Consider the following 15499-nt stretch of genomic DNA (forward strand, 5'->3'; position numbering starts at 1 on the left):
AGCGCCGGGGCTCTCGGTCGGGGCGTCACCGGGAGGGGCCTCGCAGCCTCCGGCGCCGCTCCCAGAGGAGGAGGCCGAGTGCGAGAGTGAGCACCGACCCCCCGCCCAGGAGGAACGCGTCGGTGCTGGCGCCACCGGTCAGCGGCAGGCGTGTGGGGTCCACGGGGGCGTTGACGAAGCGGTAGACCGCGGTCTGACCGGCCGTGGGGGCCGTGATCGTCCGCGAGGCGACCGGGGACCACGTCGTCCCGGTCAGGCGCTCGAGACGCAGTTCCTGGTACGCGAGGCGGCGGGTCGGATCCGTCGCCGCCTCGGACAGCGTGTAGCCGTGGCCCGGTCGCACCTCGAAGGTGCTCGCCGGGTTGCCCGCGGCGGCGTACTCCGCGCCGGCCCGGGTCTCCGTCGGGAGCGTCGCTCCGGCCAGTGCGGCGGGCGTCGCGGTGACGCGCCAGTCGGCCGCCTGGAAGCCGGTCTGGGGGCGCAGGACCTGCTTGACCAGGGTGATCGTCGCGCTGGCGTTGTCCACGGTGCAGGTGACGGCGGCGCCGTTCGTCGGGGTCACGTCTCCGGCCGCGCTCACGGTGAGGGCGGCGCCGGTGTCGGTGCGGCACTGCCAGGGTGCGGTCTGCACATAGGTCGCGGAACCGCCGGTCTCGGCGAGCCGGTAGGCGGCACCCGGGGTGACGGGGATCGCCGACACGCCCGCGGAGCCTGCGCGGCCGGTCGGGCCGGGCAGGGCGCCGGTCGGCCCGGTGGCGCTGAGCGTGAAGTCGCTGGGCAGCGCACTGCCGGAGCTCACCGTCTTCACGAGCGTGAGCGAGGCCGTGGGCCGGTTCACGATCGAGCACTCGACGACCGCCGCGGAGGCGATGCCGGTGAGGCTCGCGCTGATGACGGTCCCCGACTGCGAGAACGTGGTCGCCCGGGCGGCGCCGTTGACCGTGCAGGCGCCGCTGACGAACGCGAAGCCCGTCTGCTGCACCTCCGAGACGGTGAGCGTCGCCCGCGACGCCTCCGTGCCGAACAGGACGATCCAGGCGGCCTGGCCCGCCGCGTCCGTCTGCTGGCGGGGCGACTGTTCCGGCAGCAGGGCGACGGTGCCCGCCGTGGCCGTCGCGGTCGTGCCCACGGTCCAGTCCACGCCGGGGCGGGTCGTGCCGGAGGCGTCCCGGATCGTCTTGGTGATCCGCACGGTGGAGGCGGGGCGCGGGGAGTTGAAGAAGGTGCAGGTGACGTTGACGCCGAGCCGGTTCGGGAGGGTGACCGTCCCGGTCGGGTTCGAGCCCGTGCTCACCCGCACGCCGTCCGCGTAGCACTCGTAGATGCTCGTGTAGGCGGTGATCGGGGAGGCGGAGCCCGCGGCCATCGCCTCCGAGACCGTCACCGTGCTGTTGATCGGAGTGGGGAAGGGGCCGATCTGCGCGGTCTGGCGGCCGGTGGTGGCGCCGGTGGTGGTGGCCGTGGCGAACGGCGACGCCGGGGAGCCGGCGGCGGCCGTGAGCTGGAACTGGTCCGCCGCGGCCAGGCGGCCCACCACGCTCTTCTGCACGGTGATCGTGGCCGGCGAGGAGCAGCCGGAGAGGTCGACGGCGTTGACGCTCACGCGCGGCGTGCCGCTGACGCGGGTCCAGGTGGTGGCGTCGAACTCGTACGCGCTGCCGGGGATGGCCGGGACACCGTTCGCGGCGGCGACGTCGCCGTTGGCGAGGTAGACGGTTCCACGCGGCGAGAAGGCGATGCCGTTGATGTTGGCGAAGGCGGCGTCGGTCCCCGTCACGGCCTTCGCGATCGAAGTGTTCACCGGGAGGGTGCCGCCGGTCGCCGCGGCCAGGGCGTCGGCCGGCACGGTGAAGATCGCAGCGCTGCTGGCGTTGTTGACCGAGCCCGCGCCGACGACGTAGAGGTTGCCGCGAGCGTCGAACGCCATGTCGCCGTTGCCGTTGGGGGTTCCGGAGGTGGGGAAGGAGCCGACGAGGGCGAACCGGGTGGCGACGGGGTTCGCCTCCGTGAAGCTCCAGATGTAGAACTGGCCGCTCGCGAAGCTGCCGAACAGGTACCGGCCCGTCCGGAGGTCGACCGCGCCGGCGACGATGCTGCCGGTCACCTGCGCTCCGCCGGCCACGGTCGTGTACGCGCTGTTCGCGATCCTCTGGAAGCCCGCCTCCGGCGTCCACTTGAGGACGGCGTCGACGTCCGTCGCGTCGGACGAGCGGTCCAGCGCGTACGCGAAGGCGCCGTTCGCGCCGACGCCGAGCGCGTTGGCCTCGGCGGTCCCCGACCAGCTGCCGATCGAGGTCAGGGATCCCGTGACGATGTCGGCCTGCTGCAGGGCGCCGGCCGCCGTGAGGGAGTAGAAGCGGCCGGTGTCGCAGAACAGGCGCGGCGTCTGCACGGTGTTCGTGAAGGTGCAGAGCACCTCCGCTCCCGCCTCGCTGGGGATCGTGATCGACCCTGCGGCGGAGGCTCCGGAGGCGATGACCGTGCCGCCGCGCGAGCACTCGTAGCTGTTGGAGTACCCCAGGCCCGCGCCCGCGGTCTGCGCCTCGGCGATCGTGTACGTCGCTCCGGACTGCACGGTGAGGCGGCTGATCTGCGCGGCCTGGATCCCGGTGGCGGTGCCCGTGGTGGTCGCCGACGCGAGGACCGTCGTGCCGCTGCGCACCGAGAGCGTGAACTGGTCGCCCGTGGCGCTGCGCACCGGCAGGTTCTTCCGGACGGTGAGGGTCGTCGCGGCCTGGATCGTCACCGACGTGGGGGCGGAGGCGATGAGGCCGGTGGGAGTCGTGGTCCCGGTGCTGTACGTCCCGGCGGCGGCGGCCACCACGTCCACCGAGATCGTGCAGGAGGTCGCGCCCGCGGCGAGGTCGCCGCCGACGGTCGAGACGGAGGAGGATCCGGCGGCCGCGGTCACGGCGAACGCCGTTCCGGTGACGTCGGTGCAGGACCCGCCGACAGCCGGCGTCGGGGCCACGACGAGGCCGGCCGGGAGAGCGGTCGAGAAGCGCCAGTCCGCCTTCGCGAGGAGGTCGCTGGTGTTGGTGACCGTGTAGGTCAGCGTGGTCGGCACCGTCGCGGTCGGCACGGCCTGCGTGAAGGCCGCGTCAAGCGCGGGGGTGACGTCGAGCACGCGGAGGTCGTCGACGGCGAAGGCGCTTCCCGTGCCGGTGACCGTGTTCACGAGCTGCACCTGGGCCGCGGCGATCTGCGCCGGAGTGAGGAGCGCGGTGCTCGTGCCGGTGTAGGCGACGGCGCGGGCGGAGGCGGGGAGCGCGGGATCCACGAGCGCGCCGAGCCCGCCGACCAGCGGGAGGGTCGGGGACGTGTAGAACACGCTGCCGGTCGCGGCGCAGGGCACGACCGGTGCCGCGAATCCTGTGAGGACGGTGGACCCGCCCGAGACCAGGTTGAGGGAGAGGGACGCGTTGTTCGTCCCGCACTGCCCGCCGGCGGCGTTCATGCCGACGGCGTAGTAGCGGGCGGCGGGCGCGGAGACGCCGATCCCCGCGGTGCTCTGGGCGACGGTCGTGCCGCCGGTGATGGCGGCGTACGGGTACTCGACCAGGGCGTGGTTCGCCTGCGTGCCGGTGTTCGAGCCGTTGGCCGGGGCGCTGCTGGAGGTGGACCCCGGCACTCCGGCCGCCACCTGTCCGAGGACGTCCGCCATGCGGCGGGTCTCGCGTGCGGCCGACGATCCCGTGCCGACGGTGAGGAGGGGCCGGGTCGGGCAGAAGGCGGAGTTGGGGTAGGGCGCCGTGTAGTTGACCAGGACGCCGGTGCAGTTCGTGGCGGTCGACCAGCCGGTGGCGGCCGTGTAGCGGCCGTTCGCGTAGGCGGTGAGCGCGCTCGGGGTGGCGGTCAGGCCCTGCTCGAAGGTCTCCGTCCACACCTGTCGCGGGGCCTCGGCGACGCCGGCCGCGAGCGTGGAGAAGCCTCCCGCTGCTCGCGCCGTCGCGGGCGGGCCGCGGTCCGACTCCTGATCGTCGTCCGAGGCCGCCGTGGGAGCGGGCGCCGACCCGGCGGGCGTCGGCTCGACGGGCTGCTCCGTCTGCGCGGCGCTGCGGGGCGCTGCGGGATCGGGCTCGTCCTGAGCGGGCTCCTCCGCCGTGGCACTCGGCGACTCCGCGGCCTCGGCGGGTGCGGGCGGGGCGGACGCCGACGGGGCGGACGCTGACGGAGTGGGTGCCGACGGAGCGGGTGCCGGATCGGCCTCGGGGGCTGTCGGCGGTGTCGGTGCGACCGGCGTCGGGAGAAGGGCGGGGGCGTCGCCGGCGACCGGATCCGCCTGGTTCGCGGCCTGAGCGGGAGACGAGGCGGAGACGTCGCCGAGCCCCCACGAGCCGACGAGGAGAGCGCCGATCGTCGCGAAGACGACGGCCCGCATTCCGAGGCGCGACGGCGATCGGTGCCGTGAGTGGCGGCGCCGCAGGGTCGTGAAAGCCATGGTTCTGCTTCTCAGTCGTGTTGTCGATCGTGGAGATGAGCGAAACGTCGACACGACGAACGACACGGATGTCGCAGCGAGTGCGGAGGCCCCAGACTCCGGAGGGGAGCACGCATTCCCCGCGGGCTTCCGAAGATGAACGTATAGGTCGGCCTCCCTCTCGCCATAGAGAAGTGAGCCCCCCTTGTCGGGGCCATAACCGATGAGAAAAGGACCGGGGTGAAGCCGAATATGGCGCCTTTTGACGGGTCCTCGCGAAGGAGTTCTAAGAAGTGAGCGCGCGCGACCGGCTCGGCTCACTCCTCCCGTCAGGTCCCGTGCAACGCTCGGGCCCCACCCGGCCACGTACTCGGTAGACGCCCGACCGACGAAGGATGGACCCGATGACGCGACGCACACTCGACGACCTGCTCTCCCGCAGCGACCCCGCGACCGACGACCGGGCGCCCGGTGTCCGCACCGCCCTGCACAGCGTGATCGCCGAGAACCGCGAACGCGCGCCCCGCCGTCCCGCGCGGTCGAGGGCGTGGTGGCTGGCGGCTCCCGTCCTCCTCGTCCCGGGTCTCGTGCTGGCGACCAGCGCCGGCACCGACGTCCGCTCGGTCCCCGACTTCACGATCCCGATCAGCTACACCACCGACTCCGGCGCAGCGGTGTCGTGCTCGATCGACTACTTCAACGGCGAGATCGACTACCGCGAGGTCACCACCTCCGCGACCGACTACCTGCGCGCGCAGGACTGGAGCGGCGTCGGCCAGCGGATCCACGACGACGCGGTCGCCTACACGACCGACCCCGCCTGGCTGGCCTCGGACATGAACAGCGACGGCCCCGGCCTCTCGGAGGAGACGATCCGCTGGCGGGCCTGGATCACCGCGGCGGACGACCACATCCTCGACACGATCCCCGAGGGCGTGATCGTCGAGGGCGACGGCGGCCTGGGCGGCAGCACCGACTGCACGGGAGAGCTGTGATGAGCGCCGGCGAGGCGGCGCCTGCGATGGCGCGCAGCGTCGTCCGCTCCCCCGCGCGCGACCGGGAGGCCGAGATCACGGCCCTGGTCGAGCGGGAGGCGCCGGACCTGCTCCGCTACTTCGCGCGGCGGACGGCGAGCCCCGAGGACGCCGCGGACCTCCTCAGCGACACCCTCCTGATCCTCTGGCGGAAGGAGCGGTCGATCCCCGAGGACGAGACGCGCGCGCGGATGTGGGCGTTCGGCGTCGCCCGGCGGGTGCTCTCGGGCCAGCGCCGCACCGCCACCCGGAGGAGCGCGCTGGTCGAGCGGCTGGCGGAGGAGCTCCGCATCACTCCGCCCGCACCGGCCGACGACGCGGCCGAGGACGTCCGCGCCGCGATCGCGCAGCTGAAGCCCGTCGACCAGGAGATCATCACCCTCGTCTACTGGGACGGCTTCTCCCTCGCCGAGGCGGCCGAGATCCTGTCCCTCCGCGCCGCGACCGTGCGGAGTCGGCACGCGCGGGCGCGGGCGACGCTGCGGGACGCGCTGGGGGCGGCGATGTGAGGAGGGGTGCGGGGCGGGCGTACCGGCAGCACCATCCGGAACCCGTGGAACCAGGTCGGCACAACGCCCCCGCCACGAACGACGTCCCGACCCGCAGGCACCTAGTCGAGGAAGTACGCGTTCACCTTCTCGTCGGTGTCCAGGATCTCCTCCGAGGGCACGCCGACTCGGGCCGCGAGGTCGATCGCCCCGAGAAGTGCGACCTCGATGTCGGGAGAGAACGCCCGGTCGAGGATGTCGATGAAGTGCAGCATGCTCGTCTCGAGCTTCGCCAGGAGATCGGCGTAGTCGGCGGCCAGCTGTTGATCGAGTGAGCGCTGGTCCTCGAGATATCCGGCGATGAGCGCTTCTTCCCGGGCGGAGAGCGAGGACGACGCGACGCTGAACATGACGGAGCCGACGGTGTTGCCGATGACGGCGCCGAGGACGGGGACCGGGATGAGCACCTGCCCGACGACCGAGGACAGCGCGCTGATGCCGGCCTGGAGGCAGAGGATCTCGGAGTTCTCGATGAACTCGATCTCGGAGATGTCACCCGCTCGCAGCCTGCTCGCCTGGCCCGCGATCCCCAGCGCGGCGGTCGTGACCGTGTTCGCCGTGGCGGCCGACGTCGCAGTGAGATTGGTGAGTGAGTAGATCGTGAGACCGCGGACACCGCCCTTCACCGCGCCGAGACCGGAGACGTTCGCGATGTCCTTCCAGTCGTCGGTCGAGAACTCCTTGAGCTTCGTGCCTTCGCGGCGCTTGTCGAGGACCGCGGAGACGAACGCGGTCCCACCTTCGATCCCGGCGGCGACGACGGTGGCCTGAGCGCCCTGGCGCACCGTCGCCCGGTTCTCCCGAACGGCAGCCGTGCGGGCGGCCTCGTCGGTCGCCGTGATCCTTCTCTCCTCCGCCGCGAACGTGTCGGTGTACGCACCGAGCTGCACGTCCCGGTACTCCAGCCGGGAGGGCTCGAGTGCCGCGATGTCGATCGTCTCACTCGAGAAGAACGCCTTCACCCGGTTCCAGTCGCGGAGGGACGGGCCGTCCCCGCTGCGGGAGAGGACCTTCGCCGCATCCTCGGCGGACATCGCATGCAGCTTCTGGATGACCTCGAAGTGGTCGCTCGGGATCTGGTACCTGCCGCCGTTCCTCACGAAGTCCGGGTACCTCTCGAGGTGCTCCGTGATCGCGCCGAGGCCGAACCGCCCGCCGGCGGCGGAGAACTTCTGCTGGATCAGCAGGCCGTTCCGCATCAGATCGACAGGGCCGTTGTCGTTCACCCAGGCGTTGCCGCCGGTCTCCCCGAGCACAGCGGCACGGGCGTTGCCGATGCCGACCTCGGCGACCTCGGCGATGAATCCGTGCGCGCCCTTCACTCCACCGCGGTTCGACGAGACCACGTCGCCTATGTGCAGGAGGGCCGTATCCAGATGGTCGAGAGCCGTCGAGAGGTTCTGGTCCTGCCTGCTCAGGGCGCCCATGAGTCGATCGACGCGGACCTGGTTCAGGTAGCCCACCCAGGCGGCGACGGCCTGCTCTTGAGTGCTTCGGGCGACGTCGGCGAGATCAGGCATCGTCGGCGGCCTGCTCCACACGGGCGCTCAGCAGTGCCGCACTCGCTTTCGCGATGTTCACCAGCGCGCCGAGCTGCGACTGCTGAGCGGGAGCCAGGGTCGCGAAGTCCGCCCCGAAGAGCGGCAGCGCCTCGCCGTAGACCTTCAGAAGCAGCTCTCGAGTAGAGGCGGTGCGCTGGAGGAGGTCGTCGATCTGCGCGTCCATCGCCTGCACCTGCGCGATGTTCCGCATCACGGCGGTGAGCATCTCGTGCTTCGTCTCGCGGTTCTCGAACTTCTTCTTCGTGAACAGGACGACCGAGGTGAGGACGGCGGCGCCTGCGAGGCTCCAGCCGACCGGGCCGGCCAGCGCGAGCAGCGCTCCTCCCGCGACGGTCCCTCCGCCACCGGCAGCGATGGCCCCGCCGCCGAGCCATGCCAGGGCGGCCTGGCTCGCAGCGGCACCGGACAGGGTCGAGATCGCGGTCCCGGTCGACGCGGTGCCGAACGTGGTGGCGACCCACATGGCGGCTGTCGGCGCGACGCTCGCGATCGCCGCGCCGGCGGTGACACCGGCGCCCGCTCCCGCCGCGGACTTCCGTGCAGCGACGAGATCCGCGCGGGCGATCTCCTCGGCGTCCAGGAACCGGGCTCTGTCGAGCTCGATCTGCTCGAAGTCCCTGCTGAAGGACTTGGGCGTGTTGGCGATGCTGTTCACCACGAGCTCGACGAGAGCGATCAGGTCGGTGGAGCGCTCGCGTTGCCGGAGGAGGGAGAGCCCGTCGTCGCTCATCGCCGTGAAGGCGCGGTTGTACTCGGCCGTGACCTCCTCGTACGACTGGAGGCTCCGCGGGCCGAACTTCTCGGCGGCTGCTTCGCGGAGATCGCCGGCCTGCTCCATCACCTGCGTCGTAGCGCTCCGCGCACGCTTGCTCAGATCGCCGGCAGCTCGTGCGACTCTCTCCTTCGCCCTGTCCAACTCCGGTCGCTCGACCATCACCCGTACCTGTTCCCCGTAGACGCCTTTTCCCGGCTCGACACTATCCAGCCGCGTATCGAAACGTGATCGGGAACACCGCTGCCAACGCTTCTCGGACACCCCTGCCGGATGAGTTGCCCCCGCCGCTGTTCCTCCGGCTCGCGGCCCTCCGCACCCCTTCACCCGGCACCCCCTCCTGAGTAGCATCCCCCGCATGAGCAGGCTCGTCGTCTCCGTCCTCACGTCGCTCGACGGCCGCTTCGAGGGGCCCGGGCACGACCTCTCGGCGCTGCCGTTCGAGGACGCGTTCAACGACAACAACCTCGAGCTGCTGCGCCGCGCGGGCACGCTCGTCTACGGCGGCCGCTGGTTCCGCGACAACTGGGACAGCTGGAGCGCCGTCGCCGCGGACGGGACGGCGGGTGAGCGGGAGCACGAGACCGCGCGGCTGGTCACGTCGCTCGACGCGCTGGTGATCAGCGACTCCCTGGCTCCCGATCCGGAGGCGCCGTGGGCCGCCACGACGCGGATCGCGCCGCGGGAGCAGGGTCCGGCCGAGATCGGACGGCTCAAGCAGGCCGACGGGGGCGACCTGCTGATGTTCGGCAGCGGCACCACCTGGAACCCGCTCCTCGAGCAGGGCCTGGTGGACGAGCTGATCGTCCTCGTCGGCGCCGGACTCGCGGGCGGCGGGACGCCGCTCTACTCCGGGGCGCCGCAGCACGGGCTGCGCCTCCTCGACGCGACGGTTCTGCCGGGCTCTGAGCTGGTGCGGCTCCGCTACGACGCGAGCAAGGCCGGCGAGCGGCCGCACAACCTCCGCTGAGACAGGGCGGCCTCCCTCAGGAGCCCACGCCCCTCCTCTCAGCCGACGTCGTGCGCGCCCGAGGCCGGGGCAGCTGCCGAGAGCGAGCCCCCAGCGGACTCCTCCGGCCGGCGGAGTGCCCGAGCGCACAGTCGGACCCCCAGAAGCGCAGTCGCCGCGCCTCCCGCCAGCATCCCGGCACCCACCGCCGTCCACGTCGTCAGGCTGGAGCTCGGCGCGCCGTGCAGACCGTAGAAGAGCCCGACCCCGCTGCCGACCAGAGCGGCCGCGACCAGCGGGATCGCCAGCGCCGATCCCTTCTCGGACCGCGTCCACGCCGAACTGCAGAGAACGGCGACGGCGCCGATCAGCCAGCCGACGCCGGGGATCACCAGCCAGCCGAAGGCGAAGACCAGGGAGGCCGCGACCGCGAACCACGGGCGGTCGAGGACCGTCCGCTCGTCACCGCGATGGACTCCGGCCTCGACTCCGCTCGTCATGCGTCGGAGCCTACGGAGACGGCCCGGACCGCGGCACGAAGTGGCGCGGGATCGGCCGGACGGCGCCACACCCGCCTCCGCTCGGTCCTGAGGAGCCGGTCCTGCCGAGCCGGTCCTCGAGCGCTGGCACCCGGCCCACCTGAGGCACGCCCCGGCCTCCCTCACCCCGCGACCGTCAGCGACACCTCGACCGCCACGTCCTCCGGCCCCTCCCCCAGCACCGTCTGCCGCACCTCGACCCCGTCGAGCCGCAGGCCGCGGTCTCCGGCGGCGTCGAAGAGCGCGACGATCGCCGGATGCAGGGTCCCCTCGGGCAGTTCCTCCCCGTCGCGGGGGCGCCAGGTGGCGACCAGCTCGGTGCGCGCCGGGAGGATCGCGGCGAGATCGGCGAGGTCGCCCTCCGCCTCCGCCGACGTCGGCCAGCAGCAGACGAGCTCCGCCGAACCCGGCTCGCCCGCCCGGAGCGCCGTCCAGAAACGTCCCGTCGGCCCGAGCCCTGCCGCGTGCACTCGGGTGGCGAGCGCGCCGAAGATCTCGTTCGCCTCGTCGTCGCCCGGCCCGTCGGCCTCGTCCAGCGCGATCGTGAGGACCTGGCCGATGTAGGGCTGCGCCGGCATCGTCCGTTCGGCGACCTCGACCGGCACGGCGAGCGCCCGCAGCGCCACCTCGGCGGCCTCGAACGCCCGGTCCTCCTGCTCCCGCTCCGCGAGCACGCGCTCCCTGTGCGCCTGCAGCGCCTCCGCCGCGGTGCCGGCTCGAGTCGCCGCCGCGACCTCGGGCAGCGGCACCCCTGCGCTCCGGAGCGCGCCGATCACGACTCCGACCCGGACCTGCACGTCGGCGTACCGGCGGTACGACGACCGCTCGTCGACCTCCGCCGGGACCAGCACGCCCTTCTCGTCGTAGTGCCGGAGCGCCTTCACGCTCAGACCCGTGATGCCTGCGTACTCCCCGATGCCCAACATGCCTCCAGCATCCCGTCTCCCCCGGCGGGAGGGTCAACGAGCGGGAGGGTCAACGAGCGGGAGGGTCAAAGGGCGGCAAGGTCGACCGGCAGGAGGGTCGACCGGCGGGACGGGTCGACCAGCGGGACGGCCAGCAGCGGAGCCGGGCGGGAGGCGACGCGACCGGCGTCGGCGGACCCGACCCCGCATCACGCCACGCGCCCCCGCCTCAGCCCGCCCGCCTCACCGCGAGCTCACCAGCCCTCGGGCCCCGCGCTCCCCGCCTCGTACTCGTCCAGCGGAGCGTCACCCGCGGCCCAGGCGGAGAGCACCGGAGTGATGATGCGCCAGCACTGCTCGGCCACATCGCCGGGGACCGAGAGCAGGGTGTCGCCCTGCAGGATCCCGGCGAGGACCTGCGCGTAGGGGTCGAGCGTGGCCGCGCCGGGCTGCGCCGTCAGGGTGGTGCGCTCGAGGTCGGTCAGCTCGTCGGCGCTGTTCACGACCAGGTCGAGGCTGACGTCGCCGCCCTTGAGGCCGATCCGGAGGACCGTCCCGGCGTCGCCCTCGGCCGCCTGCAGGCCGCGCGGGGGCGTGGCGGCGCGGAAGTGGATCGCCACCTCTCGGCGCGGGTCGCCGATCGCCTTGCCGGAGCGGAGGACGAAGGGGACGCCCGCCCAGCGCGGGGTGTCGACCTGGAGCAGCAGCTGCGCGAGGGTCTCGGTGCCGGTCTCGGGGTCGACGTCGGGCTCGTCGACGTAGGAGGGGAAGAAGCGGCCGTCGACGCGGCCCTCGGTGTAGCGGGCTCGGCGGGCGGAGGAGGGGTCGTCGCGCCAGAGCCGCACGGCGCCGAGCACCTCGGCCATGCGCGCGTGGACCTCGTCGGGCGCGACCTCGTCGGGGCGCTCCATCGTGGTCAGCGCGAGCACCATCAGGAGGTGGCTCTGCAGCATGTCGCGCAGCGCGCCGGTCTTCTCGTAGAAGGCCGCACGGCCCTCGATGCCGAGCGTCTCGTCGTAGACGATCTCGACCTTCTCGATCCACTCGGCGCTCCAGCTCGCCTCGAGCAGGCTGTTGCCGAAGCGCAGGCCCAGCATCCCGAGCACGGTCGCGTTGCCGAGGAAGTGGTCGATGCGCCAGAGGCGGCTCTCGGGGAGGACCTTCGCGAACGCCGCGTTGAGGGCGATCGCGTCGTCGAGGTCCTCGCCGAACGGCTTCTCGATGGCGACGACCAGCTCCTCGGGGAGGTCGAGCTCGGCGAGCGAGGCGGCGACCTTGTGCCCCATTGCCGGCGGCAGGGCGACGTAGAGCACCGGGGTCGTCGGGCAGGCGTCGAGGAGGGCCTTCAGCTGCTCCGGGTCGGAGGCGTCGGTGGCGACGAAGCGCGCGCGCGACGCGAGCGCCTCGACCGTGTGCGGGGCGACTCCGGCCGCCTCGAGGCTGCGGCGGACGAGGCCCTGCCACTCCTCGTCGGTCTGCGGCGTGCGCGCCGCGCCGATCAGCGTGAGCTCGAGGTCGCGCGCGAGCTCGGCCACCCGGCCCAGGCCCGGCAGCAGCAGCCGCTCGGTGAGGTCGCCGCCCGCTCCGAGGATCGCGATGCTCCGCCGCTCGCTCCCCAGTGCCGCGGCCTCGGGGATTCCGATCTGCTCCGTCATGGTGTCTCCCTCGTAGCCGTCGTGAGTCAGCGGCCACAGTACGCGCCGGGCCCTGGCGCGAGGCCGGGAGCCGGGAGGGGTTGAGGAAGCGGGCGCGGAGTGGCAGGGCGGCGCGGTCGGGAGCGAGAGAGCTGCACGACCTCCGCTGAGACGCGGCCCGCCGTGTCGGGGCAGGGAGCCCCTTCTCAGCCGACGTCGGGCCGCGACCCGCGGACATCCGGCCCGCCGCAGCCGTCCCGCACAGCACGTGATCCCCCTCCAGTGCTCGTCCGGCGGTACCCTGCCCGCATGCGCCTGCGCCAGGTCGTCCTCGACACGGAGGACGCCCGCGCCCTCTCCGCCTTCTACCTCGCCCTGCTCGGCGGCGAGTACCGCCCCGGCGACGAGCCGCCCGCGGACGGCTCGGACGACGAGGCGGAGTGGGTCGCGATCGTCACCGCCGACGGCGCGAAGCTCACGTTCCAGCGGGTGGCCGCCCTGCCGCGCGCGACCTGGCCGGAGGGGCCCGTCCCGCAGCAGCTGCACCTCGACTTCATGGTCGCGGACGCCGACGAGCTCGACCGGCAGAAGACCCGGGCGCTCACCCTCGGCGCCGAGCTGATCGAGGACAGGAGCGAGGACCCGGAGGAGGCGCTCCACGTCCTCGCCGATCCGGCCGGCCACCCGTTCTGCGTCTTCGTCGCGCCCGACTACCCGGCGGAGTAGGGGCGCGCGGCTTCAGCGAGTCGCACGCATCGGATCACATGCCGGTGATCGTGACCGTCGTCGTCGCCGCGATCACCGCGGCTCCCGTGACGCTCGCGGCGGTTCCCGCGAGGACGGCGGCGGCCGCCGGCCCTGCCCAGTGCTGCGCCGCGAGCGACCGGATCGCCTGCCGGTCCGGAATGCCGGGCCTCGGCGAGAGCGCTCCGGCCGCGTCGAGCAGGCCGATGAGCGCCGCGTCCGACGGAAGGGGCGCCGTCCGAGCCGCGAGGACCTCGGCGACCCGGATCCGCAGCCGCTCGTCCTCCACCGGCTCCACGGCGGCGACCCGCTCGAGGAGGGCGGCATGCAGCTCCCTCCGAGTGAGGCGGGCGATCCACCAGGAGACGCTGCGCGGTGCGCGCTCCGCTGCGATCCACCCGAGTGCCCCGTCGAGCACGGCGTCCCCGAGCGCCGACCGCTCCGGCCCGAGGGCGACGGCTCCGGCGTCCACCTCGACGCGCCGCTGGAGGGAGAGCTCTGCGAGGACGGAGGCGGCCAGGACGGTGTCGAGAGCGCCCGACGAAGCCGCGGGCCGCCCGTCGCTCCGCCGCAGCAGGAGGAGGAGAGCGACGGGGAGGGGCGGCTGCCCGGCTCCGGGGGGCGCAGCGGCCGGCGGGGTGGTGGGAGCGGGCTGTTCCGAGGAGTTCCGTGTCGAGTCGTCCATCCCTTGAGCCTGACACCGACCCCTCGAGACCGCATCCGCCGGGCGACGGGTCCTCCGTCGTCCCACCGATCGACCGGCCGGACACGCCCGAGAGCCCACGTCGCGCCCCGAAGCGGACCGCTCCTCCGCCACATCGGGCGTCAGACCACCCCCGCCGCCGTCCCCGACACGATCAGGTCGGCGCGGTCGCGAGTGGCCTCGATCAGCAGCGCGTTCCGCCCGTCGACCTCGGAGGCCCAGGCGGAGGCCGCCTCGGGGGCGCGGCCGAAGGAGACGTGGCGGTCGACCAGGCGCTCGAAGCGCTCGGTCTCGGGAGTCGCGCAGAACCAGGCCTCGTCGAACTCGGCGCGCAGCAGCGCCCACGGGCCCTCGTCGACGAGGAGGTAGTTGCCCTCCAGCACGACGAGCGACGCGGAGGGGTGCACGGCCAGCGCGCCGGCCACTCCCTCGTCGACGGTGCGCTCGAAGGTGGGCGCGTAGACGACGTGGTCGGTCTCGGCGCGCAGCCTCCGCACCAGGGCGAGGAAGCCCCAGCCGTCGAACGTGTCGAGGGCGCCCTTGCGGTCGTGGCGGCCGAGCTCGTCGAGCGTGGCGTTGGCGAGGTGGAAGCCGTCCATCGGCACGAAGGCGGCGGTCCCCTCCCCCGCGAGCTCGTTCGCGCGGGCGACCACGGCCCGGGCGAGCGTGGTCTTGCCGGCCCCGGGGCTGCCGGCGATCGCGACGATCGCGCGGCGGCCGGGCGAGGTCAGCGCGAGCGCGCGCCCGGCCAGCTCGTCGAGGCCGGGCCGCACCGCGTCGGGCGCGACCTCGGTCTCAGGCCTCGCCACGGCTGCTTTCCAGCGCGTTCACCAGGAAGCCGTGGGCGTGGCGAGCGAGCGCGGGGCCGTCGTTCCAGAGGTTCCGCCACACGGCCAGGTCGTTCGAGAGGGTCGGCGAGACGACGGCCGACGAGAAGGACTCGAAGGTGATGGGTCCGCGGTAGTCGATCGCGGCGAGGGCGTGGAAGAACGTCGTGAAGTCGAGGTGGCCGCTGCCGAGGTAGCCGCGGTGGTTCTCGCCGATGTGGACATACCCGAGACGATCCCCGACCAGCAGCACCGGGCGGAAGAAGTCGTCCTCCTCGATGTTCATGTGGTACGTGTCCAGGTGGATCAGGACGTTGTCGGCGCCGATGTCGTCGGCGAGGCGCAGGGCGTCCGCGGCGGTGTTGATGACATTGGTCTCGTAGCGGTTGCAGATCTCGAGGCCGAGGGTCATGCCCTTCGTCGCAGCCTCGGCGGCGAGGTCGGTCAGCACCGAGACGACGTTCGCGCGGCCCGCGGCCGAGAGGGGCGCGCTGTACTTCCCGAGCGCGCTGTAGAGGGCGCCGGTGAAGTGGGTGCCGCCGAGCGCGTGGGTGGTCTCGAGGGAGTCGGCGAGCAGCTTCGCGCCGCGGGCCACCACCTCCGGGTCGTCGCTGGAGACGTCGGCCGAGAAGGCGAGGCCGCGCGAGCAGACGATGCCGAGGTCGTTCGCCTCGAGTGCGGCGCGGGCGGAGGCGGTGTCGAGGTTCTGCACGTCGTGCAGCGAGAGCTCCAGCAGGTCGAATCCGGCCGCCTTGGTCTGCTCGATCGTCGCGGTCACTTCGTCGGGGGTGGTGCCGCCGGCGAAGACGAGGGCGTGCACTCCGAGAGGGTTCGTGGTCATGGTGGTGCTCCTTGGTTCGAG

At 73.0% G+C, this 15499-nt stretch carries 13 protein-coding genes; 4 read left to right on the plus strand and 9 right to left on the minus strand.

Features of this window, described 5'->3' with window-relative positions:
* Positions 1 to 25: 25 nt before the first annotated feature.
* Complete coding sequence (locus C5B98_RS07620; RefSeq protein WP_146076905.1) at positions 26 to 4441, minus strand: LPXTG cell wall anchor domain-containing protein; 4416 nt, start codon at positions 4439 to 4441, stop codon at positions 26 to 28.
* Between the two features lie 383 nt (positions 4442 to 4824).
* On the opposite strand from C5B98_RS07620, the gene C5B98_RS07625 reads away from it, so the two are divergent.
* Both C5B98_RS07625 and C5B98_RS07630 read left to right on the plus strand, forming a co-directional pair.
* On the plus strand, positions 4825 to 5415 hold the full coding sequence (locus C5B98_RS07625) for a hypothetical protein (RefSeq protein WP_104327570.1): 591 nt from the start codon (positions 4825 to 4827) through the stop codon (positions 5413 to 5415).
* Positions 5415 to 5963, plus strand: coding sequence for an RNA polymerase sigma factor (locus C5B98_RS07630; RefSeq protein WP_219814437.1), 549 nt, complete (start codon positions 5415 to 5417; stop codon positions 5961 to 5963). The genes C5B98_RS07625 and C5B98_RS07630 overlap by 1 nt, the downstream gene beginning before the upstream one ends.
* A 101-nt stretch (positions 5964 to 6064) precedes the next feature.
* On the opposite strand, the gene C5B98_RS07635 is transcribed toward C5B98_RS07630, so the two are convergent.
* Both C5B98_RS07635 and C5B98_RS07640 read right to left on the minus strand, forming a co-directional pair.
* On the minus strand, positions 6065 to 7522 hold the full coding sequence (locus C5B98_RS07635) for a hypothetical protein (RefSeq protein WP_104327571.1): 1458 nt from the start codon (positions 7520 to 7522) through the stop codon (positions 6065 to 6067).
* Positions 7515 to 8402, minus strand: coding sequence for a hypothetical protein (locus C5B98_RS07640; protein WP_219814438.1), 888 nt, complete (start codon positions 8400 to 8402; stop codon positions 7515 to 7517). The genes C5B98_RS07635 and C5B98_RS07640 overlap by 8 nt, the downstream gene beginning before the upstream one ends.
* 292 nt (positions 8403 to 8694) lie before the next feature.
* Here C5B98_RS07640 and C5B98_RS07645 point away from each other — a divergent pair, with 292 nt between their 5' ends.
* A complete protein-coding gene (locus C5B98_RS07645) occupies positions 8695 to 9306 on the plus strand; it encodes a dihydrofolate reductase family protein (RefSeq protein WP_104327573.1) in 612 nt (203 codons plus the stop codon).
* A gap of 38 nt (positions 9307 to 9344) precedes the next feature.
* Here the strand turns inward: C5B98_RS07645 and C5B98_RS07650 are convergent, their stop codons facing one another.
* The 3 genes from C5B98_RS07650 to C5B98_RS07660 form a co-directional block, all read right to left on the minus strand.
* On the minus strand, positions 9345 to 9785 hold the full coding sequence (locus C5B98_RS07650; protein ID WP_104327574.1) for a hypothetical protein: 441 nt from the start codon (positions 9783 to 9785) through the stop codon (positions 9345 to 9347).
* A gap of 161 nt (positions 9786 to 9946) precedes the next feature.
* Entirely contained in the window at positions 9947 to 10750 is an 804-nt protein-coding gene (locus C5B98_RS07655; RefSeq protein WP_104327575.1) for a MerR family transcriptional regulator, read from the minus strand.
* 233 nt (positions 10751 to 10983) lie between these two features.
* The gene (locus tag C5B98_RS07660; protein WP_104273386.1) at positions 10984 to 12384 is read right to left on the minus strand and encodes a glucose-6-phosphate dehydrogenase; all 1401 of its coding nucleotides are present in this window, start codon (positions 12382 to 12384) and stop codon (positions 10984 to 10986) included.
* 288 nt (positions 12385 to 12672) lie between these two features.
* On the opposite strand from C5B98_RS07660, the gene C5B98_RS07665 reads away from it, so the two are divergent.
* Positions 12673 to 13089 carry a VOC family protein gene (locus tag C5B98_RS07665; RefSeq protein ID WP_104273387.1) on the plus strand — a complete coding sequence of 139 codons (417 nt, stop codon included), beginning with the start codon at positions 12673 to 12675 and terminating at the stop codon, positions 13087 to 13089.
* A gap of 34 nt (positions 13090 to 13123) precedes the next feature.
* On the opposite strand, the gene C5B98_RS07670 is transcribed toward C5B98_RS07665, so the two are convergent.
* From C5B98_RS07670 to C5B98_RS07680, 3 genes are all read right to left on the minus strand, one after another.
* Positions 13124 to 13792 carry a GPP34 family phosphoprotein gene (locus C5B98_RS07670; RefSeq protein WP_104327576.1) on the minus strand — a complete coding sequence of 223 codons (669 nt, stop codon included), beginning with the start codon at positions 13790 to 13792 and terminating at the stop codon, positions 13124 to 13126.
* A gap of 140 nt (positions 13793 to 13932) precedes the next feature.
* Positions 13933 to 14619, minus strand: coding sequence for a nucleoside/nucleotide kinase family protein (locus C5B98_RS07675; RefSeq protein WP_208543338.1), 687 nt, complete (start codon positions 14617 to 14619; stop codon positions 13933 to 13935).
* Positions 14606 to 15478, minus strand: coding sequence for a sugar phosphate isomerase/epimerase (locus C5B98_RS07680; protein WP_104222717.1), 873 nt, complete (start codon positions 15476 to 15478; stop codon positions 14606 to 14608). The genes C5B98_RS07675 and C5B98_RS07680 overlap by 14 nt, the downstream gene beginning before the upstream one ends.
* Positions 15479 to 15499: the final 21 nt, after the last annotated feature.

This window comes from Rathayibacter sp. AY1A5 (genome assembly GCF_002930875.1).
Taxonomy (GTDB): domain Bacteria; phylum Actinomycetota; class Actinomycetes; order Actinomycetales; family Microbacteriaceae; genus Rathayibacter.